The organism is Rhodococcus sp. B7740 (assembly GCF_000954115.1).
GTDB lineage: Bacteria > Actinomycetota > Actinomycetes > Mycobacteriales > Mycobacteriaceae > Rhodococcoides.
In genome coordinates this window covers 4,249,207-4,267,880 of sequence record NZ_CP010797.1, presented here as the reverse complement: position 1 = coordinate 4,267,880, position 18,674 = coordinate 4,249,207, and the positions used below count along the sequence as shown (strand labels likewise).

General features: G+C 65.3%; 21 protein-coding genes and 1 pseudogene. 14 read left to right on the top strand and 8 right to left on the bottom strand.

The genetic code is table 11. The annotated features are described in order from the left end of the window. Window positions 1-38: 38 nt before the first annotated feature. Window positions 39-947 carry a LysR family transcriptional regulator gene (locus NY08_RS19805; protein ID WP_200893138.1) on the top strand — a complete coding sequence of 303 codons (909 nt, stop codon included), beginning with the start codon at window positions 39-41 and terminating at the stop codon, window positions 945-947. A gap of 64 nt (window positions 948-1,011) precedes the next feature. Then, window positions 1,012-1,733: pseudogene (locus NY08_RS19800) on the top strand (mycothiol-dependent nitroreductase Rv2466c family protein). Between the two features lie 149 nt (window positions 1,734-1,882). On the opposite strand, the gene arr reads toward NY08_RS19800, so the two are convergent. Further along, entirely contained in the window at window positions 1,883-2,311 is a 429-nt protein-coding gene (arr, locus tag NY08_RS19795; protein WP_045200828.1) for an NAD(+)--rifampin ADP-ribosyltransferase, read from the bottom strand. Between the two features lie 116 nt (window positions 2,312-2,427). Further along, window positions 2,428-3,078 (bottom strand): class I SAM-dependent methyltransferase, encoded by a 651-nt coding sequence (locus NY08_RS19790; RefSeq protein ID WP_045200826.1) that lies wholly within the window; start codon window positions 3,076-3,078, stop codon window positions 2,428-2,430. Window positions 3,079-3,141: 63 nt separating this feature from the next. Here NY08_RS19790 and NY08_RS19785 point away from each other — a divergent pair, with 63 nt between their 5' ends. Next, a complete protein-coding gene (locus NY08_RS19785; RefSeq protein WP_235386975.1) occupies window positions 3,142-4,578 on the top strand; it encodes a dihydrolipoyl dehydrogenase family protein in 1,437 nt (478 codons plus the stop codon). Here NY08_RS19785 and NY08_RS19780 read toward each other — a convergent pair. Further along, window positions 4,550-5,161, bottom strand: coding sequence for a CDP-alcohol phosphatidyltransferase family protein (locus NY08_RS19780; protein WP_045198283.1), 612 nt, complete (start codon window positions 5,159-5,161; stop codon window positions 4,550-4,552). The two genes, NY08_RS19785 and NY08_RS19780, sit on opposite strands and share 29 nt — an antisense overlap. Next, entirely contained in the window at window positions 5,158-5,826 is a 669-nt protein-coding gene (locus NY08_RS19775; protein ID WP_045198281.1) for a TVP38/TMEM64 family protein, read from the bottom strand. Before NY08_RS19775 ends, NY08_RS19780 begins: the two co-directional genes overlap by 4 nt. A 168-nt stretch (window positions 5,827-5,994) precedes the next feature. Here NY08_RS19775 and NY08_RS19770 point away from each other — a divergent pair, with 168 nt between their 5' ends. The 5 genes from NY08_RS19770 (at window position 5,995) to NY08_RS26615 (ending at window position 10,130) form a co-directional block, all read left to right on the top strand. Further along, complete coding sequence (locus NY08_RS19770; protein ID WP_052683978.1) at window positions 5,995-7,206, top strand: ABC transporter substrate-binding protein; 1,212 nt, start codon at window positions 5,995-5,997, stop codon at window positions 7,204-7,206. Then, complete coding sequence (locus NY08_RS19765) at window positions 7,203-8,042, top strand: ABC transporter permease subunit (protein WP_082073892.1); 840 nt, start codon at window positions 7,203-7,205, stop codon at window positions 8,040-8,042. The genes NY08_RS19770 and NY08_RS19765 overlap by 4 nt, the downstream gene beginning before the upstream one ends. Next, window positions 8,039-8,812 (top strand): ABC transporter permease, encoded by a 774-nt coding sequence (locus NY08_RS19760; RefSeq protein ID WP_052683881.1) that lies wholly within the window; start codon window positions 8,039-8,041, stop codon window positions 8,810-8,812. The genes NY08_RS19765 and NY08_RS19760 overlap by 4 nt, the downstream gene beginning before the upstream one ends. Further along, window positions 8,809-9,840: an ABC transporter ATP-binding protein gene (locus NY08_RS19755; protein ID WP_045198277.1), complete on the top strand. Its 1,032-nt coding sequence runs from the start codon at window positions 8,809-8,811 to the stop codon at window positions 9,838-9,840. The genes NY08_RS19760 and NY08_RS19755 overlap by 4 nt, the downstream gene beginning before the upstream one ends. 158 nt (window positions 9,841-9,998) lie before the next feature. Further along, window positions 9,999-10,130, top strand: a complete 132-nt coding sequence (locus tag NY08_RS26615; RefSeq protein WP_268748810.1) for a hypothetical protein — start codon at window positions 9,999-10,001, stop codon at window positions 10,128-10,130. Window positions 10,131-10,174: 44 nt separating this feature from the next. On the opposite strand, the gene wrbA is transcribed toward NY08_RS26615, so the two are convergent. Then, window positions 10,175-10,774: an NAD(P)H:quinone oxidoreductase gene (gene wrbA / locus NY08_RS19750; RefSeq protein ID WP_032395327.1), complete on the bottom strand. Its 600-nt coding sequence runs from the start codon at window positions 10,772-10,774 to the stop codon at window positions 10,175-10,177. A 285-nt stretch (window positions 10,775-11,059) separates the two neighbouring features. Here wrbA and NY08_RS19745 point away from each other — a divergent pair, with 285 nt between their 5' ends. The 4 genes from NY08_RS19745 to NY08_RS19730 all read left to right on the top strand — a co-directional run bounded on the left by NY08_RS19745 (window position 11,060) and on the right by NY08_RS19730 (window position 14,424). Continuing rightward, window positions 11,060-11,773 (top strand): haloacid dehalogenase type II, encoded by a 714-nt coding sequence (locus NY08_RS19745; protein WP_052683880.1) that lies wholly within the window; start codon window positions 11,060-11,062, stop codon window positions 11,771-11,773. A gap of 10 nt (window positions 11,774-11,783) precedes the next feature. Next, the gene (gluQRS, locus tag NY08_RS19740; RefSeq protein WP_045198275.1) at window positions 11,784-12,644 is read left to right on the top strand and encodes a tRNA glutamyl-Q(34) synthetase GluQRS; all 861 of its coding nucleotides are present in this window, start codon (window positions 11,784-11,786) and stop codon (window positions 12,642-12,644) included. 103 nt (window positions 12,645-12,747) lie between these two features. Further along, window positions 12,748-13,596 carry a hypothetical protein gene (locus tag NY08_RS19735; protein WP_082073890.1) on the top strand — a complete coding sequence of 283 codons (849 nt, stop codon included), beginning with the start codon at window positions 12,748-12,750 and terminating at the stop codon, window positions 13,594-13,596. 78 nt (window positions 13,597-13,674) lie between these two features. After that, window positions 13,675-14,424: a queuosine precursor transporter gene (locus tag NY08_RS19730; protein WP_032395329.1), complete on the top strand. Its 750-nt coding sequence runs from the start codon at window positions 13,675-13,677 to the stop codon at window positions 14,422-14,424. On the opposite strand, the gene NY08_RS19725 is transcribed toward NY08_RS19730, so the two are convergent. From NY08_RS19725 to NY08_RS19715, 3 genes are read right to left on the bottom strand one after another with little or no spacing between them, the layout of a single operon-like run. Further along, window positions 14,384-15,235 (bottom strand): PaaX family transcriptional regulator, encoded by an 852-nt coding sequence (locus NY08_RS19725; RefSeq protein ID WP_045198271.1) that lies wholly within the window; start codon window positions 15,233-15,235, stop codon window positions 14,384-14,386. The two genes, NY08_RS19730 and NY08_RS19725, sit on opposite strands and share 41 nt — an antisense overlap. Then, complete coding sequence (locus NY08_RS19720; RefSeq protein WP_045198269.1) at window positions 15,216-16,427, bottom strand: kynureninase; 1,212 nt, start codon at window positions 16,425-16,427, stop codon at window positions 15,216-15,218. Before NY08_RS19720 ends, NY08_RS19725 begins: the two co-directional genes overlap by 20 nt. After that, a complete protein-coding gene (locus NY08_RS19715) occupies window positions 16,424-17,278 on the bottom strand; it encodes a tryptophan 2,3-dioxygenase (protein ID WP_045198268.1) in 855 nt (284 codons plus the stop codon). The genes NY08_RS19720 and NY08_RS19715 overlap by 4 nt, the downstream gene beginning before the upstream one ends. Before the next feature lie 144 nt (window positions 17,279-17,422). On the opposite strand from NY08_RS19715, the gene NY08_RS19710 reads away from it, so the two are divergent. Then, the gene (locus NY08_RS19710) at window positions 17,423-17,794 is read left to right on the top strand and encodes a BlaI/MecI/CopY family transcriptional regulator (protein WP_032395333.1); all 372 of its coding nucleotides are present in this window, start codon (window positions 17,423-17,425) and stop codon (window positions 17,792-17,794) included. Beyond that, window positions 17,791-18,672 (top strand): M56 family metallopeptidase, encoded by an 882-nt coding sequence (locus NY08_RS19705; protein WP_045198266.1) that lies wholly within the window; start codon window positions 17,791-17,793, stop codon window positions 18,670-18,672. The genes NY08_RS19710 and NY08_RS19705 overlap by 4 nt, the downstream gene beginning before the upstream one ends. The last annotated feature ends 2 nt before the right edge of the window (window positions 18,673-18,674 follow it).

The following is an 18,674-nucleotide window of genomic DNA, read 5'->3' as shown; positions in this document are numbered from 1 at the left end:
GAGCCATGAACGCAGGTCGGATCTGCAAAACTGCAGACATGACGCTCGGTGGCGCGAAGATCCCCAGTGCAGACGACCTGCTGGTGCTGCTCGCTGTCAGTCGAACAGGTCGCTACAGTTCTGCGGCCGACGACCTGGGTATCAACCACACGACCATTTCCCGACGCATCGCCGCGCTCGAGGACACCCTCGGTGGCCGGGTCTTGACGCGGGGTGCCGGCGGCTGGGAGCTGACGCAGTTAGGCCGCGGAGCGCTGGCCGCTGCCGAGGCCGTCGAGGACGCGCTGCGCACCCTCGTCTCGAGCGACGTAGGTGCGTTGGAGGGCGTCGTACGCATCTCGGCCACCGACGGATTCAGTGCCTACATCGCGGCCCCGGCCGCGGCGCGGGTGCAGCGCGCTCACCCGCGGGTGAGTGTCGAGATCGTCGCGGTCACCCGACGGGCATCGCAGCAGCGATCGGGCCTGGACATCGAGATCGTCGTCGGCCAACCGCAGGTGCACCGCGCGGAGGCCATCCGGCTGGGGGACTATCTACTCGGCCTCTATGCCTCCGAGGCCTATCTGAAGGACCACGGAACTCCGCAGGTGCCGGCCGACCTCTCCGCGCACCCGTTCATCTACTTCATCGATTCCATGTTGCACGTCGACGATCTCGATCTGGCCCCCAACTTCACCCCGACGATGCGCGAATCGGTCACCTCCACCAACGTCTTCGTTCACGTCGAGGCGACTCGCGCCTCGGCCGGCATCGGACTGCTGCCGTGCTTCATGGCCGACCGCCATTCCGACCTACAACGAATCCTGCCCGACGCCATCGCGGTGAAACTGACCTACTGGCTCGTCACCCGAAGCGAAACATTGCGACGGCCGGAGGTGTCGGCGGTGGTCGACGCCATCCGCGCGGTGGTGAACGAGCAGCGCGCGGCTCTGTTGGGCGAGAACTGACAGCGTCGGCGCGGGTATACCGTCGACCACACGGAACTTCCGTCCCAGAAGGAGCGTCCCCCCGATGGCCGATATCGACTTCTACTTCGATCCGGTGTGCCCGTTCGCCTGGATGACCAGCAAATGGGTCCGCAAGGTCCAAGCCCAACGCGACTACACCGTCGACTGGCGGTTCATCTCGCTGCGGCTGCTCAATTCGCACATCGATTACGACGCGCACTTTCCACCCGAGTACGAGGCCGGTCACACCGCAGGTCTGCGACTGTTGCGGGCTGCCGCCGACATTCGTCGCGAGCACGGGTCGGACGCGATCGGGCCACTGTACGAGGCCCTCGGCACGCACATCTTCGACACCGAGGTGGTGCCCGACGACGCTGCGAGCCACGGACATCGCGGCACCGCGGAATTCCTCGGGCCGATCCTCGAAGAACTCGGGCTACCCACCCGTCACACCGCAGCACTGGATGACTCGTCTCTGGACGAGGAGATCCGAGCCGAAACCGATCATGCGCTGTCACTGACCGGCAAGGACGTCGGCACACCCATCATCGCCTTCGAGCCGCCGGACGGCGTCGCCTTCTTCGGTCCGGTGATCAGCAGACTCCCCAGCGACGAGGAGGCAGTAGCGCTGTGGGACAACGTGATCGGCCTCGCCCGCTTCCCCGGCTTCGCCGAGATGAAGCGCAGTCTGCGTGAGCTTCCTCAGTTGAAGGCCCTCGGTTGCAGGACGACGAAGCGGGCGTGGTCCAGGACTGGCACGGCGGGAGCCGACGCCAGAAGAAGTGATGGTGCGGCCGGCTTGCTCGTTGTTCGTTTTCACCCCAACGCTTTTCGCAGGCTCTCGGCGAATCGGCTCCGATCAGGTGACCGCAACGCACGTGCCGTCGTGATCGGGTGAACCTCGGCCCGAGCGAAAAATCACCGGAGAGTGTCGCCTAGTCGTAGAGAACGGCAGTTCCCGTTCGCCGCAACGCCTCCAGACCGTCTCGGAAACGCTGCAGGTATTCGGGCGAATGACCGACCCAGTCGGTCATCTCCGCGATGACGCGCAACGGTTCCGCACTGCGATAGGAGTGGGTCGGGTTGCCGAGAAACTTCTTGTCCGTGACGTTCGGGTCGTCCTCGACACTGCCGGTCGGCTGCACGATGTAGACCCGCGGATTCCCCTCGCCGACGGCCATTTCGGCCGCGAGCACGGCACCGTCGAGCACCTTGGTCATGTAGACGTAGTTCGAGATGTGCTCGGGACGATAATTCGAGCGATAGCCCGAGACCAGAAGATCACCGGCCTCGAGATCGGCCTTCGTGCCATGAAAGTAGGCACCGGACTCGTGTACGCGAAATCGCTCCGGTGTATCGGCCATGTCTGCCATCACAACTCCTCCGTGTCGGTAGCCGGAAGAGTGTGCACCGCCGACGGGGTCTTGCCGCAAGCCCCCTACCCGGCGATACACTGAAGGCAACGACAGTTGTGCGACCTTCAGTAATTCGGCTCTGCGAGACGGGAGCCGACAGTCCCGACGCGAATCTGAATGTGGCCTCCGCGGACAGCGCGGGCCGAAAGATCCTGCAGCAGTGGCGTCATCGCCGTCCACGGATGAGCCTCGATGTCCGACCCTCCCAGTCGACACGCAAGCTTCGCCAGCGGGGTCCACCCCGCCGACCATCCGACGGGACGCTGCATGTCGACGACAGCCACGACGCCGCCCACTCTCGTCGCCGCGATCATCGCCTCGAGGGCCGCCTGCCATGGCGTCATCAGCGACAGCGCGTAGGTGCTCAGGGCCGCATCGAACGGGGCCTGTTCCCCCAGATCCGCGGACGTCAGGGCGGTGGCGTCGGCTGCGACGAGCGTGACGTTGCCCCAACCGGCGCGGTCGGCTCGCCGTCGGGCCTGTTCGAGCATCTGCGGGCTGGCGTCGACTCCGGTGATCGAGCCGGTCGGGCCGATCATCCGCTGCAGCCCCGCGAAATTCAGCCCCGTCCCGCAGCCGAGGTCCAGAACATGGCTCCCCACAGGCAGATTCAGCAACTCGAACGCCGCCTCCCGCCCAGCGCGATACACCGGCCACTCGAAGGAGATCACGTCGTACAGGCGCGCCGAGACGGTGTACTTGGTCGGTCGTCTCATCTCGGGTCTCTCCAAGGCGCAGGCATAGTGGGAGGTATGGGAATCCGTCGTTCGACTTCGAGTGTGCCCGAGAACCGTGCCGACGTGGTCGTCGTGGGCGGCGGTACCGCCGGCATCGTGGCAGCGAAGACCGCGGCGGGCTTCGGTGTACGTGTCGTACTGATCGAGCGTGACCGCACCGGCGGCGACTGCCTGTGGACCGGATGCGTTCCGTCCAAAGCATTGCTCGCGGCGGCTTCGGTGGCCGCGACGGTTCGATCCGCGTCCCGCTTCGGCATCGACACCGAACCGCCACGCGTCGATTTCGCGCGCGTGATGCGGCACGTGCACGGTGCGATCGCCGAGATCGCGCCGATCGATTCACCTGCGGCCCTCACCGAGGCCGGAGTACAGGTGATCAGCGGCGACGCGGTCTTCACCGGTCCGAACACTGTGAGAGTCGGAACGCGGATACTGCATTTCGGTCAGGCGATCGTGACCACCGGCGCGCATCCCACGGTGCCGGCAATCGACGACATCGAGCACGTGGACTACCTGACCAGCGACACCCTCTGGGATCTGACGAACTTACCGCAGCGACTGCTGATCGTGGGAGCCGGATCGGTGGGTTGCGAGATGGCGCAGGCATTCTCGCGTCTCGGGTCAGACGTGACCCTCGTCGGGCGGTCGGCCACGATCCTTCCCCGCGAGGACCGGTCGGCCTCGTCCGTACTGACGCAGACCCTCACGGACGAGGGCGTGCGGGTCCTGACCTCCACCGCCGTCGTCCGCATCGACGACGGCTCGGCCAGCACCGACACGGGCGTCGAACTCGAATTCGACCGCGTTCTGATCGCCACCGGACGAACGCCGCGCACCGCGGCACTCAGCTTGGAGGCGGCCGGAGTGGCTTTGAGCGACAACGGATTCGTACAGGTCGACGAGAATCTGCGGACCACCAATCCTCGCATCTGGGCGGCCGGGGATCTCACCGGTCACCCGCAGTTCACGCACACCGCAGGCGTGCACGGCAGTCTGGCCGCGAGCAATGCAGTCCTCGGCCTTCGGCGAAAGGTGAGTACCACGGGAACTCCACGAGTGACGTTCACCGATCCCGAGATCGCCTCGGCCGGAATCGATGTGCGCACCGCCAGGCAGTGCGGGTTGCGACTGCAGACCCTCGACCACCACCACGTCGACCGCGCCGTCACCGAGGGGGCAACGAACGGATCGACGACGCTGGTGCTCGACGCCAAGCGTCGTATCGTCGGGGCCTGCGTGATCGGACCGCGAGCGGGCGAGACCATCGGGGAGCTGATCATCGCCATCGAGCAGGGGCTGAGGACCCGAGACCTCGCCGGAGCCACCCACCCGTATCCGACGTACAACGACGGTCCGTGGAACTCTGCGATCGCAGACGTGAAGGCGCAGTTGAGTTCTCCCGTCATCTCGCGGGCAACGGCCGTACTGGCGAAAGGGCGGAGCAGATGGATCAGGAGAGGGCGCGATAGCCGGCGATGATTCGCTGGCCGGAACTGACTGCAACCACTGCCGCCCAGACCACCGCGATCTGCCATGAGATTCCCGGCAGCAGCAGCCAGAGGCAATGCACGGCAATCGTTTCCGCACCCTCGGCCAGGCCTCCGAGGAACGACAGCGAGCGGCCGTCGTCGATGGTGCGGCCGTTGCGTTCGGCGATCGAGGAGAACGCGAGAAACGCGGTGCCGTTGATGTAGTACGCCAACAGCACCAGCAGGAACGGCCACCATGGGGCGTCGTATGCGGCCGAGGCACCGACCGCGACGCCCACCACGGTGGTTCCGTAGACCATGAAATCGGCGGTGATGTCGAAGAATCCGCCTGCACCTGAGCCCGTCGCACGCCTACGGGCCAAGGGTCCGTCCAGGCCGTCGGCGATGCGGGAGACGATCCACAAGGCCAACGCGAGCAACCAGAACTGCAGACCCGCTGCCAGCGCACTACCGAGACCGAGTACGAGCCCCGCAGCGGTGATGCGGTCGGGCGTGATCGACGGGCGGTCGAGCGTGCGGGCACAGCGATCGAGCGGGCCTTCGAGATGGCGGCGCAGAAAGCTGTCGATCATTCGGCAGCTCCGGTGAGTCCCAGACGTCGCGCCAACAGGGCCGAACCGGCCGCGATCGCCAGTACCGCGAGCAGTGCGATGGCGAACGGCCACGACAGCGGAGACGTTCCGTAGGCCCCGAGTGCCGTGTAGGCGACGGTCGCGGGCACGATGCCGATCATGGTGCCCACCACGTAGTCGCGCTGGCCCACCGCACTGACTCCGGCCGCGTAGTTGACCAGCGAGAACGGCAGCGGCACCAGACGCACGAGCAGAACCGACAGCAATCCCCGACGGCCGAGCATGGCGTCGAGCCGGCGGAGCCTGTCCCATTCGGTGCGGGCCACCTGCCCGCGGCCCAGCGCCCGCGCTCCCCAGTACCCGAGATACGCCCCCATCGTGGCGGCGAACACCACAACGGTTGCACCCACCGCCAGACCGAACAGCAGTCCCGACGCGATGGTCAACGTGCTGGCGGGGAACGGAGTGGCGGACAGGACGGCGTAGAGCACGACGAACAACGCGATGCCCCAGGGCCCGGCCGACGCCACTCGGTCTCGGATGAACGACGGATCGGGCAGGTCTACTGTGCCGAGCACGATCACCAGAGCGACGACGACCACGGCGGCCCCGAGCAATTTCAGGGTCGTGCCTCGCCGGCGACGCGTCGGGCGGTCCTGCGTCACGGTGTGTGCCTCTCATCCGACGGTTCACGCTCCATTGTGCACACGGCCGGTCTGCCCGCGTGTTCAGCGGTTGTCTCATTCGACCGATTACGGTGGTGAGGGCAGCGTCGACGACGGCTGCTTCGGTTGATCTGGAGGCCCACGGTGATTCGTTCGGTACGGTGCGCAGTGACGATTGCCGCGAGCGCAGGGCTGCTGCTCACGGCCTGCGCTGCGCCGGATTCGGAAGCTCCGATCGCCGAGGCGCAGTCGTGGAGCGAGATCGAACAGCAGGCACAGGGGCAGACCGTCTCGCTGTGGATGTACGGCGGCGACGAGCAGGGCAACGCCTACGTCGACGATGTGCTCACCCCCGCGGCGGCCGAGGAAGGCGTCACCCTGCGCCGGGTGCCGGTGGAATCGACCACCGATGCCGTCACCCGCATCCTGTCCGAGCGGCAGGCCGGGGTCACCGATGGCGAAGTCGACCTGGTGTGGGTCAACGGCGCGAACTTCGGCACCGGCAAGCAGGCGGGCGCGTGGCTGTGCGGGTGGACGCAGAACCTGCCGAACATGGAACTGACAGATCCCGAGGATCCGCTGTTGCTCGACGACTTCGGCACTCCGGTCGATAACTGCGAATCACCTTGGCACAAGGCTCAATTCACATTGGTCTACAACGCGGCGGCCATCCCCGATCCGCCGACGACATTCGACGGCGTGCTCGACTGGGCTCGCGCGAACCCGGGCCGCTTCACTTACCCCGCTCCCCCGGACTTCACCGGATCGGTGTTTCTGCGTGAGGCGTTGATCAATGCCTCGGGCGGCGTCGACGAGGTACCCGCTCGGTTCGATCAGGACTCCTACGACCGCTTGACCCCGGCACTGTTCGATCGACTGAACGAGCTCGCCCCGTCACTCTGGCGCGAAGGCACGACGTATCCACAGTCCTCCTCCGAGCTCGACGCCCTCTACGCCGGCGGCCAGGTCGACATGACCATGACCTACGGCCCCGCGACCCTCCCGAAACTCGTCGCCGACGGCACCTTCCCGCCGGAGACTCGCGTCCTGACTCTCGACGAGGGAACCGTCGGGAATGCGAGTTTCCTTGCCATCCCATCGACATCGGGGAAGTCGGCCGCGGCACAGGTGGTTGCCAACCTCGCGTTGTCGCCCGAGCAACAACTCGCGAAGGCGACGCCGGACGTGTGGGGTCAATTCACCGTTCTCGACCTGGATCAATTGACGCCGGAGTCTCGCGCGCAGTTCGAGGCGTTGCCGAGTTCGACGGTGCTGCCCTCCTACGAGGAGTTGTCGGCCAATGCGCATCCCGAACTCTCGGCGGACTGGGTCTCGCCGCTCGACGAGGGTTGGCGTCGAAGCGTGCTCGCCGGTCAGTGAGCGCGTCCACGAAGAGCTTTCGCGGCACGGCGGCGGTGCTGCCTGCCGTCGTGTTGGTCGTTCTCGTCGTCGGCGGCGGTCTCGGGACGGTGGTGCTGCAGAGCCTGGGTCTGATGCCGTTGGTCGGAACCCCCGAACTGTCGGGCGGCGCGTATTCGGCGCTCGGCGGTGACCTGTGGCGCTCAGTGGGGCTGACGCTGTCGATTGCCATCGTCTCGACGGCGTTGGCCACGGTGATCGGGCTGGCCGTTGCGCTGACGGCTCTGTCGGGTGGACGCGCCGCGTTGGTCGCGGCCGGGGTGACGGTCACGGTGCCGCACCTGATCGGTGCCGCCGCGATGGCATTGCTGCTGGCCGATTCGGGGATGCTGCCCCGAATCCTCGGCATGACCGACGGTGGCTGGCCGGAATTGATCGGTGGGAAGTGGTGGATCGCCGTGGTCCTCGAATACGCCTGGAAGGAATCGGCTTTCGTGGCCGTCGTCGTGGCGGGCACGCTCGCCACCCGAGTAGCTGCATTCGACGAGACGGCCGCAACCCTCGGTGCAGGCCGGTGGGCTCGGCTGCGATTGGTCACGCTGCCGTTGGCTCGGCCCGCACTGATCGCGTCGGCGGCTATCGCGTTCGCCTACACGGTCGGCTCGTACGAGGTGGCCCGTATTCTGGGTCGCCCGTATCCGGAGCCGTTGTCGGTGATGGCGATTCGCCTGTTCACCTCGATCGATCTCGAGACGCGTCCGCAGGCTGCTGCTGCGGCAACCGTTGCCACCGCTCTGACGGTGGTCGTGGCCGCGGTGGCGCTGCGTTATCTGCGCAGATCGGCAGCGTGGAAATGAATCGCGTTCCTCCTTTCGCCGGCCGGGCCGTGTTGGTCCTGTGGTTCCTGCTGCCGCTGATTCCGGTTGTCCTGTGGGCCATCAGCAATCGCTGGTCGTTTCCCGGTTCGGTTCCCCAGGAATGGGGATTCGACGGCGTCCGCAGCGCCCTCGATGCCGGGGGTGCCGATGCTTTCATGCGATCGACGCTTCTCGCTCTCGCCGTCGCCGCCATCGCAACGCCATTGGGCGCGTTGGCCGCTCGCGCCCTGGTGAACGGTAACGTGCGGTGCCCCGCTGTCGTGGCCGGTGTTCTTTTCGCGCCTGTGGCTCTACCCCCGTTCGCCGTGGCGTTGGGGCTCGACGTTCTGGTGCTGCGCTCGCGCATTCCGAGCACGGTGGCGGTGATCGCTCTGCTGACCGTCGCGGCCATTCCGTACACGACGTATCTGATGCGAGTGGCATTCGGCGCGTACGACATCGGCTACGAGGAAGAAGCTCGCACACTCGGTGCGTCGAATGCCATGGTGCTGCGACGGATTCGCATTCCGCTGTTGGCTCCGGCGTTGGCGGGGGCGGCGTTGCTCGCATTCCTCGTGGCGTGGAGCGACTACGTGATAACCCTGCTGATCGGTGGAGGCAGACTGGTCACCGTGCCCATACTCGTCGCCTCGTTCGCTGCCGGGACCGGCAACGATTCGGTGGTGGCTGCACTGTCGGTCGCCGCTGTGGTGCCGCCGCTGTTGCTGGTGCTCATGCTGGCCCGATTGCGTCGTAGGAGTGCACGATGAGCGTCGAACTGTCCGTTCACGGACTCACCAAAGTCCATGCCGGTCAATCGGTTGCGGCGTTGGATTCGTTGGATCTCACCGTGTCACCGGGTTCGTGCACGGCGATTCTCGGGCCGTCGGGCTCGGGCAAGAGCACTGCACTACGACTCGTCGCGGGACTCGATTCACCCACTGCCGGTACGGTGCGCATCGACGGACACGAGGTGAACGACGTCGCGGCCGAGAATCGCGGCGTCGGCATGGTGTTCCAGCGTCCGATGTTGTTCCCGCACATGTCGGTACTCGACAACATCGGCTTCGCCTACCGCGCCGCCGGGGACAGTCGCAAGCGGTCGCGCGAACGTGCCCGGGAGTACCTGGACCTGGTCCACCTCGGCGATATCGGAGGTCGTGCGGTGTCCGAGGTATCGGGCGGGCAGGCTCAGCGGGTGGCGTTGGCGCGTTCGCTCGCCGGCTCACCGCGCGTGTTGTTGTTGGACGAGCCCTTCAGTGCACTGGATCCGTTGTTGCGCACCGAGATGCACGACCTGGTTCGCGAACTGCGTTCGACGTTGGATCAGACTCTGCTGCTCGTCACTCACGATCAGCAGGAGGCGGCGGTGCTGGCCGATTCGGTCGCGGTGCTCATCGACGGCCGATTGGAGCATCACTCCGATATCGCGACGGCCTACACCCGGCCGAGCACCCTGGCAGTCTCGCGACTGATGGGCGGGATGAACGAAATCGAAGGCGAGTGGGACGGGGTTGGAGTCCATCGCTCCGAGCTCGGGGAGTTGGAGGTCGCGGGAGTTTCTCTGCCGGCCGGGCCTGCCGTGTTACTGGTGCGGCACGAGCTGATCACTCTGGATGGCAACGGGATTCGTGGGGTTGTTTCCAACCTGCGGCCCACCGGGTTTCGCAGCATCGCGGATGTGACCGTGGGATCACTGACTGTGAAAGTGGAGTTGGCGGCGGGGTCTGCGTTGCGGGTCGGGGATGCGGCGGGGTTGCAGATTCCGCGTGGGGCGAGGTTCGTTGTCACGGATTGAGTTCGTGAGTGGGGCGATTCGCAGAGAACGTGGCCGAACTCGATGAGCGCTCGGTATGCGGTCGATGCTGTTGTTCTGTACCAGGCCGGCGAGCGGATCTCGCAGTTCGAAGGGGTTGAGGGTCTTTCCGAGGCCTGTCCGGTGACGCGGCCGACGCCATGCTTCGCATCAGCACGTTCGTCGTCGAGGGGTTGCTGACGCACGCGGCGTCACCGGCAGGCTCGCGAGCGGTCATCGAGCAACTCGTCGCATCCATCGCATCGGGTCACCCAGGACACAACCCGCCCTGAGTGACCCGATGCCGAGTGATGGAGCTACGAGCCGCTCGTCCTGCTCACCGCGACAATGCCGTTGCGACGGTGACCACGCGGGTGGCCATGTGCTCGAGGGCAGCAAGCGTGGCATCCTCCAGTTCGTTCTGGTTGTCGCCCCCGGTCACATGGCTGACGCCATAGGGGTTGCCGTCGGCGAACTTCAGACCGTCGGTGTATCCGGGCGGGACCAGGACGCCGCCGAAGTGCATCAGCGAGGTGTACAAACCGGTGAGCGTCGTCTCCTGGCCGCCGTGCAAAGTCTGGCTGGAGGTGAACGCGGCGTACGCCTTGTCCGCAAGTTGTCCCTTGGCCCAGTAGCCACCGAGCGAGTCCATGAAGGTCTGGAACTGTCCCGCGGTGCTACCGAAACGCGTCGGCGATCCGAAGATGACGCCGTCGGCCCAGACGATGTCGTCGCCGCTGGCAGCCGGAAGATCCTTTGTTGCTTCGTACTGCGCCGTCCAGGCGGGGTTCTCGGCAAAGGTGCTCGGGTCACGTGTCTCTGCGATGTGCCGCACGCGGACCTCCGCTCCCGCAGCTGTGGCTGCGTCGGCGAGCTTGTTCGCCATGGTGGCCCCGTGACCGGTTGCCGAGTAGTAGATGATCGCGATCTTGGTCATGTGATGACGCCTTTCGGTATGCGGAGCAGGTCGGCCCTCGGCGGACGTGACTTCTTGACGTCTCACCGGGCGCTTCGGCAACGTGCGCCGTCGGCCTGCAAGTCGTTGCGATGTCAACAACTTCGACCGTACCCGAAGTAGTTGCTTTGTCAACCATCTACCTGCCGGAGCGTGCTGCGATACTGGCGCGATGGAGGATCTCGGAAGCGACACCGATCGACGTTTCCGGGAATGCGGCGTCGTCGTTGCCCAGGAAAAAGAGAACCACCACAAGGAGCTCAGTTCGTGAACGATCCCCACGACCCGAACATCTCGCCTGCGCTGCGTCGACCACGCGTGATCGTCTTCGACGTCAACGAAACGCTGTCCGACATGTCGCCGTTGTCGGAGCGCTTCGCCGACGTAGGAGCCCCCGCCGAACTCGCGTCGCTGTGGTTCGCGAGTGTCCTGCGTGACGGCTTCGCCCTCACCGCAGCCGGCTCGGCGCAGCCCTTCGCGGACGTCGCATCCGGGCTACTTGCGGTGATGCTGCAACGTGAGGCGCTGAATCGGGAGATCGACGACGCCGTCGAGCACATCATGGGCGGTTTCATGAGCCTGGACGTGCATCCCGACGTAGCAGACGGCATCAGAGCACTGGCTGCGCTCGAGATTCGGCTGATCACCCTGAGCAACGGCGCGGTCGGCGTTGCTCGAAAACTGCTCGACGGTGCCGGAGTTTTGGAACACGCAGAGATGCTGCTGTCCGTCGACCAAGCCGGGGCATGGAAGCCCGCCGGACAGTCGTACCGATACGCACTCGATCGGTGCGGCGTCGAACCCCACGAGGCCATGCTCGTCGCCGTCCACCCCTGGGACATCGACGGTGCCCACCGCGCCGGACTGTCCACGGCCTGGATCAACCGCACCGGCACCACCTACCCGCAGCACTTCACGGCCCCGGACCTCGAGGCGACCTCACTGCTCCACCTCGAGCGACTTCTGCGGCACTCGACCTAAGGTTGTCCCCGTGCCCGCCGGACGCTTCGCCCCCAGTCCTTCGGGCGATCTGCATCTCGGCAATCTCCGAACCGCGCTTCTGGCTTGGCTCTTCGCCCGCTCCACCGAACGTCGGTTCGTGATGCGCGTCGAAGACCTCGATCGCGTCAAACCCGGCTCGGAGCAGCGGCAACTCGACGACCTCGCCGCCATCGGAATCGACTGGGACGGGCCGATCATGCGGCAATCCGAGCGTCGGGAAATCTACGACGCCACGATTCGCACGCTCACCGCAGCCGGGCTCACGTACGAGTGTTTCTGCACGCGTCGGGAAATCCTCCAGGCCGCCTCCGCCCCGCATGCTCCCGACGGCGCGTATCCCGGAACCTGCCGCGACCTCACCGCAAACCAGAGAGCAGCGAAGGACCGCCCCCCTGCCATTCGATTGCGTTCACAGGTAACCGAATTCACCATCGTCGATCAGCTGCACGGACTGTTCCGAGGCCAGGTGGACGACTTCGTCCTGCGTCGATCCGATGGCGTGCCCGCCTACAACCTGGCTGTCGTCGTCGACGATGGCGCGCAGGGCGTCGACCAGATCGTGCGCGGCGACGACCTGCTCACCTCCGCGCCGCGACAGGGCTACCTCGCTCAGCTCCTCGGCCTCACCCCCGCGACGTACGTCCACGTGCCCCTCGCGCTCAACGTCGAGGGCAAGCGTCTGGCCAAACGAGACGGCGCGGTGACGCTACGCGAACGACCCGACGCGTGGGCACTCATCACTGCTTCTCTCGGTGTACCGGACGTGAAGAACGCCGAGGAATTACTCGAGCGGTGGAAGCCGACGCAGGTACCCCGCGAACCGTGGGTGTTCGACCCCGCGAATCCCTGATCCACGAACCGATCGAGATCACGTTGCAATGTGACGGGACCCAACTCGGGATCGATCGGACGTACAGTGACCGCGACAACTCTTCCCGAGGGAGAAGGACACGATGACCTCAGGCGGTTACGACCCCGACAAGGATCCACAGAACCCCGGTGGCTATCCGCCGCCGCAGGGCGGTTACCCACCACCTCCCCAGGGCAACTACCCACCGCCCCCGCAGGGCAACTACCCACCACCCGGGAACTACCCGCCGCCCCCGCAGGGCAACTACCCACCACCCGGGAACTACCCGCCGCCTCCACAGGGCAACTACCCGCCGCCTCCGTCGTTCGGTGAGTCGCCGATGCCGACGCAGTTGTCGGTCGGTTCCGCCATCGGATACGGCTTCGAGAAGTTCAAGCAGAACGCCCTCGTCTGGATCGGCATCGTCCTGATCGCCGCGATCATCCAGGGCGTCCTGAACTTCGTGCTGACCTCCGACAACTTCGTCCTCAGCTTGATCTTCAGCGTCATCGTCGGAGTCGTCGCCCTCCTCATTCAGGCGGCACTCGTCCGCGGCGCTCTGCACGAGGTGGACGGGATCAAGCCCGCTTTCGGGTCCTTCTTCCAGTTCAACAACGTCTTCGCCATCGTCATCGCCGGCGTCCTCGTGGGCATCGCAACCGGCATCGGCTACATCCTGTTGGTCATCCCAGGACTCGTCGTCACGTTCTTCACGTGGTGGACCTTCCAGTTCGTCATCGACCGCGGCGACGAGCCGATCCCCGCCATCAAGGCCAGCGCCAAGGCGATCGCATCGAACGGCGGGACCATCTTCGTCCTCGCGCTCGCCCTGTTCGGCCTCAACATCGTCGGCGCGATCCTGCTCGGCATCGGTCTTCTGGTGACCATTCCGATCACGATCATCGCCGGCACCTACGCCTACCGCGTCACCGTGGGCGGCCGCGTCGCCTGACCGGTGATACGCCTCGATGGGCGCGCATCCCTCACCCGGGATTCGCGCCCATCGTCGTCTCGGTGCTTGGATCGAGCGGTGACTACTACCGAACACACCGCCCCCGACGGCGGCACCGAGTCTGGGCAGGCCACATTCGCTCACATCAGCCGGGGCTACTACCCCACCATCGTCGCGCTCTTCGTCGCGACGCTGCTGATCTCGAATGTGGCCGCCAGCAAAGGTGTCGCCTTCTTCGCCTCGTCCGACGTCATGCTCGGACCCTTCCAAATCCTGCCGATCAACACCGACGGCGCATTCTTTCTGTTCCCCCTCGCCTACATCCTCGGCGACGTCCTCAGCGAGGTGTACGGCTTCAAGGCCGCACGCCGCGCGATCTACCTCGGCTTCGGATCGTTGCTGCTCACCTCGGTGTGCTTCTGGATCGCCATCGAACTTCCCGCCGCGTCCTTCTACGAGAACCAAGAGGCCCTCGAAACCGTCGTCGGTGTCGTCCCCCGCCTCGTGCTCGCCGGTCTCGCCGGCTATACCGTCGGGCAGCTCCTGAACTCGGTCGTCCTGGTCAAGATCAAGGAACGCACCAAGGAAAAGCACCTGTGGGCGCGACTGATCGGGTCGACCATCGTCGGCGAATTCTTCGACACCCTGATCTTCTGCTCCATCGCCGCCGGAGTCATCGGCATCAGCACCTGGACCGACTTCATCAACTACGTCATCGTCGGATTCCTGTGGAAGACCCTGGCCGAGGTCATCGTCATGCCGATCACGTATCGCGTCATCTCGTACATCAAGAAGCGCGAACCGTCGTATCGACCCATGCCCGACTGATCTCCAGGTAGCGCTCACGCGCCGCATCGAAAGTCGCGACGGCCCGGGTCCCCGGCCAGTCCTCCGGTGTCATGCACGGAGGCAGGCCCGGGTCGACGTAGGGAATGACGCGCCACTCGTCGAGCAACGGCACGAACGTGCCGAACGCGTCGCGGGGGTTCCGGGCCGGCGACCCGCCGTCGTGAGCGGCAAGGAATGCCCGATGCCGATCGGCGATGCCCGCCAGGTCCCACCACTGGGCGGCGCTCTCACGCAGTGTGGCGGGTGGCGCTACCTCGGAGGCCACGAAGCTCGTCACGTATTCCGACAACTCCAACGCGTCGATGATGTCGCCCGCCTCACCCGCGAGGTATTCGGGCGCGATCCACAAACCGGGTGAGACCGTTCCGCATCCGATTGCGGTGAGTCGACGCCTCAGTTGGTGGCGCGCGGCACGTTGCGTCTCCGGAATGGTGAACGAGATGAGCCGGAACGGATCGCCGTCGGCCATCCGACGGAACCCGAAGATCCGACCGTCACCGCGCGCGAACATGGTGTCGGCCTGCTCGGTGATGCGATAGCCGGTGCGGCCCTCACGATTATCGGATTCGACGACGCCCTTCTTCTTCAGCCTGGTCATCGCGATGCGCGTACTCTCCGGTGCCACTCCGAGCGCATCCATCCACACGACGAAGTCGGCGATGGCAAACCACCCTCCGAGGGGCCGAACGTACGCCCCGAGCACCGTGCGAACCAGTGAGGTGGCGCTTCCCGGACGAGAGTCGAAATCGTCGAGAATTGCCCCGGCGGTGCTAGGCGCGGAGTTCGTCACGGATCGCCACGATTCCCAGGTACACCTCGCGATACGAGGTGCTCAGTGGACTCAGGCCCAATCGAATACCCTGTGGCGCGCGGTAATCCGGGATGACACCTCGCTTCCACAGACGAGCGGTGATGGCCTCGAACTCGGGATGGTCGATGGTGACGTGCCCGCCGCGTCGCGTCGAATCCTCGGGTGAGGCGATCTCCACTCCCAACGGCACCAACATCTCACGCACCAGTTCGAGGGCATACTCGCTAAGCGCAACGGACTTCGCGCGTATCGCGTCCATCCCCACCTCGGCGATCATCTCGATGGTGTCCTGCATCGCGATCATGCCGAACACCGACGGCGTTCCACTGATGACCCGTCGAATACCCTGTGCCGGAACGTAACCCTGCGCCATCTCGAACGGATCGGCCCGACCCATCCAGCCCCAGATCGGCTGGACGAACTCGCCCTGAAGATCACTGCGCACGTACGCGAACGCGGGCGATCCGGGACCGCCGTTGAGGTACTTGTAGGTGCACCCGACGGCCAGATCCACTCCCCAGGAATCGAACTCGAGCGGCACCGAACCGACGGAATGGCACACGTCCAGCAGCATCAGTGCGCCGGCCTCGTGCGTGATACGTGTCGACTCGGCCACGTCGACGAGGAAGCCGGACCGGTAGGCAACGTGGGTGATCACCACCAGCGCGGTGTTCTCCCCCACCACCTCGGCGAGTTGTTCCGGTTCGATACCACCGCGGCGGTCCGTCTCGATCCATCGCAGCGTCATGTTCGATTCCGCCGCAATGCCTTCGAGAAGATACCGATCGGTCGGGAAGTTGTCGCGGTCGATGACGATCTCGGTGCGACCCGGCCGCATGGCGATCGCCGCCCGTGCCAGCTTGTAGAGCAACACCGTCGTCGAATCGCCGATCGTGGTCTGCCCGGGCGCGGCTCCCAGGGTGGCGTCGGCCAAGGCGTCGCCGATGGTGACGGGCAGGTCGAACCACTGCTCGTCCCAGCCGCGGATCAGGCGTCCACCCCAGGCGTCGGTCATGAAGGTGTTGATCCGTTCGACGCTGGCCTTGGTAGGCCGGCCCAACGAGTTTCCGTCGAGATACGCGCTGATCGACGGGTCGTCGCTACCCAGGAATTTGTCGCGGTAGCTACGGAGTGGATCCTGGGCGTCCAGTTCGTCTACGCGTTGCGTCATCGTCCGATATCCGTTCTCACAGCGAGCAATTCGGGAAAGAAGATCAGCTCGAGCGCCTTCTGCAGAAATCCGACTCCACTCGATCCACCGGTTCCGCTCTTCATTCCGATGGTACGGAGCACCGTCCGCATGTGACGGAAGCGCCAGAGCTGGAAGTTCTCCTCCAGATCGACGAACTCTTCGAAGGCCTCGTACACCGCCCAATGCTCGGTGTGGTTCTCGTAGACGAATGTGACCAGCGGCATCAGGTCCTCGTTGAACGTGTATGCCGCGGTGACGTCGCGATCGAGGGCCGATGCCGGTACGTCGTACCCCTGCCGCGCCAGCGACTGCCACAATGCGTCGTACAGGCTGGGCTCGTGCAGCAGAGTCGAAAGCTGTTCGTGAGCAGCAGGATCGGACTCGAAGACCTTCAACATGCCCGCATTCTTGTTGCCGAGCACGAATTCCACCGCCCGGTACTGGTACGACTGGAAACCCGAGGAGTTACCGAGGAAGTCGCGGAACTGCGAGTACTCCGTCGGGGTCAATGTCGCCAGCACCGACCACTGCTCGGTCAGTGTCTTCTGGATGTGTTTGACCCGGGCGACACATTTGAGTGCGGTGCCGATGTCGTCGACGTTCAGAGCCGCTCTGGCGGCCAGCGTCTCGTGAATGACCAGCTTGAGCCACAGCTCGGTGGTCTGGTGCTGAATGATGAACAGCAGTTCGTCGTGATGCTCCGGTCTACTCACCGGCTTCTGGGCGCTGAGAAGAGTGTCGAGGTCCAGGTACGAGCTGTAGCTCATGCGGTCACTGAAGTCGGTGACGACGTTCTTCTCTATCGCGCGTGTATTGGCTTCGACGCCCATGAGTAGTCCTCGAGGTGGTGGTCCGACAGGGCCAAGAGTATTGCATAATCACGCCGCCCGCTAGATCAGTGACATATCCACGCCTCGAAGACGGGCGTGAACGTGGCCTATCCTCGAAGTAATCGACTCGAGTGAGGAAGTGCAGTGCGTAGAGCGTCCGGACAGTTGGAGGAATCGATCCTCGAGCTGCTCGGCGCGCACACGGAACTGTCGGTGGCCCAGGCTCGCGAGCATCTCGGGTCCGACCTGGCCCACACCACCGTCATGACCGCACTGGTGCGTTTGCACGGCAAAGGCCTCGTCGATCGCGAGCGCCGTGGGCGGTCCTTCGTCTACACCCTCAACGCTCCGGTCGACGAGATCCCCGCGCTTCGGGCTGCGATGCGCATGCGCACCGAACTCGGAGCCAGACCAGAACGCGCCGACGTGCTGGCCAGCTTCGTCGCCTCACTCGACCCCGAGGACGAGGCAACGCTGCGCAGCCTGTTGGCGAAGGCCGACGAGACTCGGCCATGACCCTCCTGCTGGTCGTCGCGGCCCTCCCGTGGCTGCTGTCGATCGGTCTCCGATTCGGATCCGAGCACATCGACCGGCGACTGAACCCACAGACTGCCGTCGTCCTGTTTCCGCTGCTGTCCGTGGTCACCGCCTTCGCGGTCCTGTCGTCGATGGCGGCACTCGCGGCGGTGCTGCTGGCGTCGGGCGAGATCGCATCGGCAGCGCTGGGTGCCGGTATCGCCGTATGGATTCTGTGGCGCATTCTCGAAGTGACACAACATGTTCGACGCGTCGCCGTGGGGTCGTCCATCGCATCCGAGTTCGGGGCGCAGGCACGGGAATCGGGCGGCGTCGTGCTCGTCGAGACCGACATGCCCGACGCGTTCGCCGTTCCTTCCGGCGGCGGTGCCGTCGTGATCACGACGGGACTTGCACAGGCGCTGTCGGACAACGAGTTACGCGCAGTGATCGAGCACGAACATGCGCATCTTCGACACCGCCACAGCTTCTGGATCCAGATATGCGAGATCGCAACGCAATTCGATCCGATCCTGCAACCGATCGCTGCCAGGGTACGCCACGCTGCGGAGCGTCATGCGGACGAGAGCGCAGCGGCACACAGTCGGCCGGACACGTTGTCCGCCATCGCCAGAATCGCTCTGCTGCGTGCCCACGTCGAGCGGGGTCCGCGCACCCTGGCCGGCACGGGCGGAGATGTCGTACGCCGGGTGCGGGCCCTGAGCGAACCACCGCCGTCGCGTCAGGATCGCCGAGTCTTCGCCGCCGGAGTCATCTTGATTCTGACGTTCGCGGTCATCTCGGTATCGCTGTTCGACGTCGTCCAGGACGTCATCGCACCGGAAACCGGCGAAGCGGCGACAGCGATCTTTCGCTGATC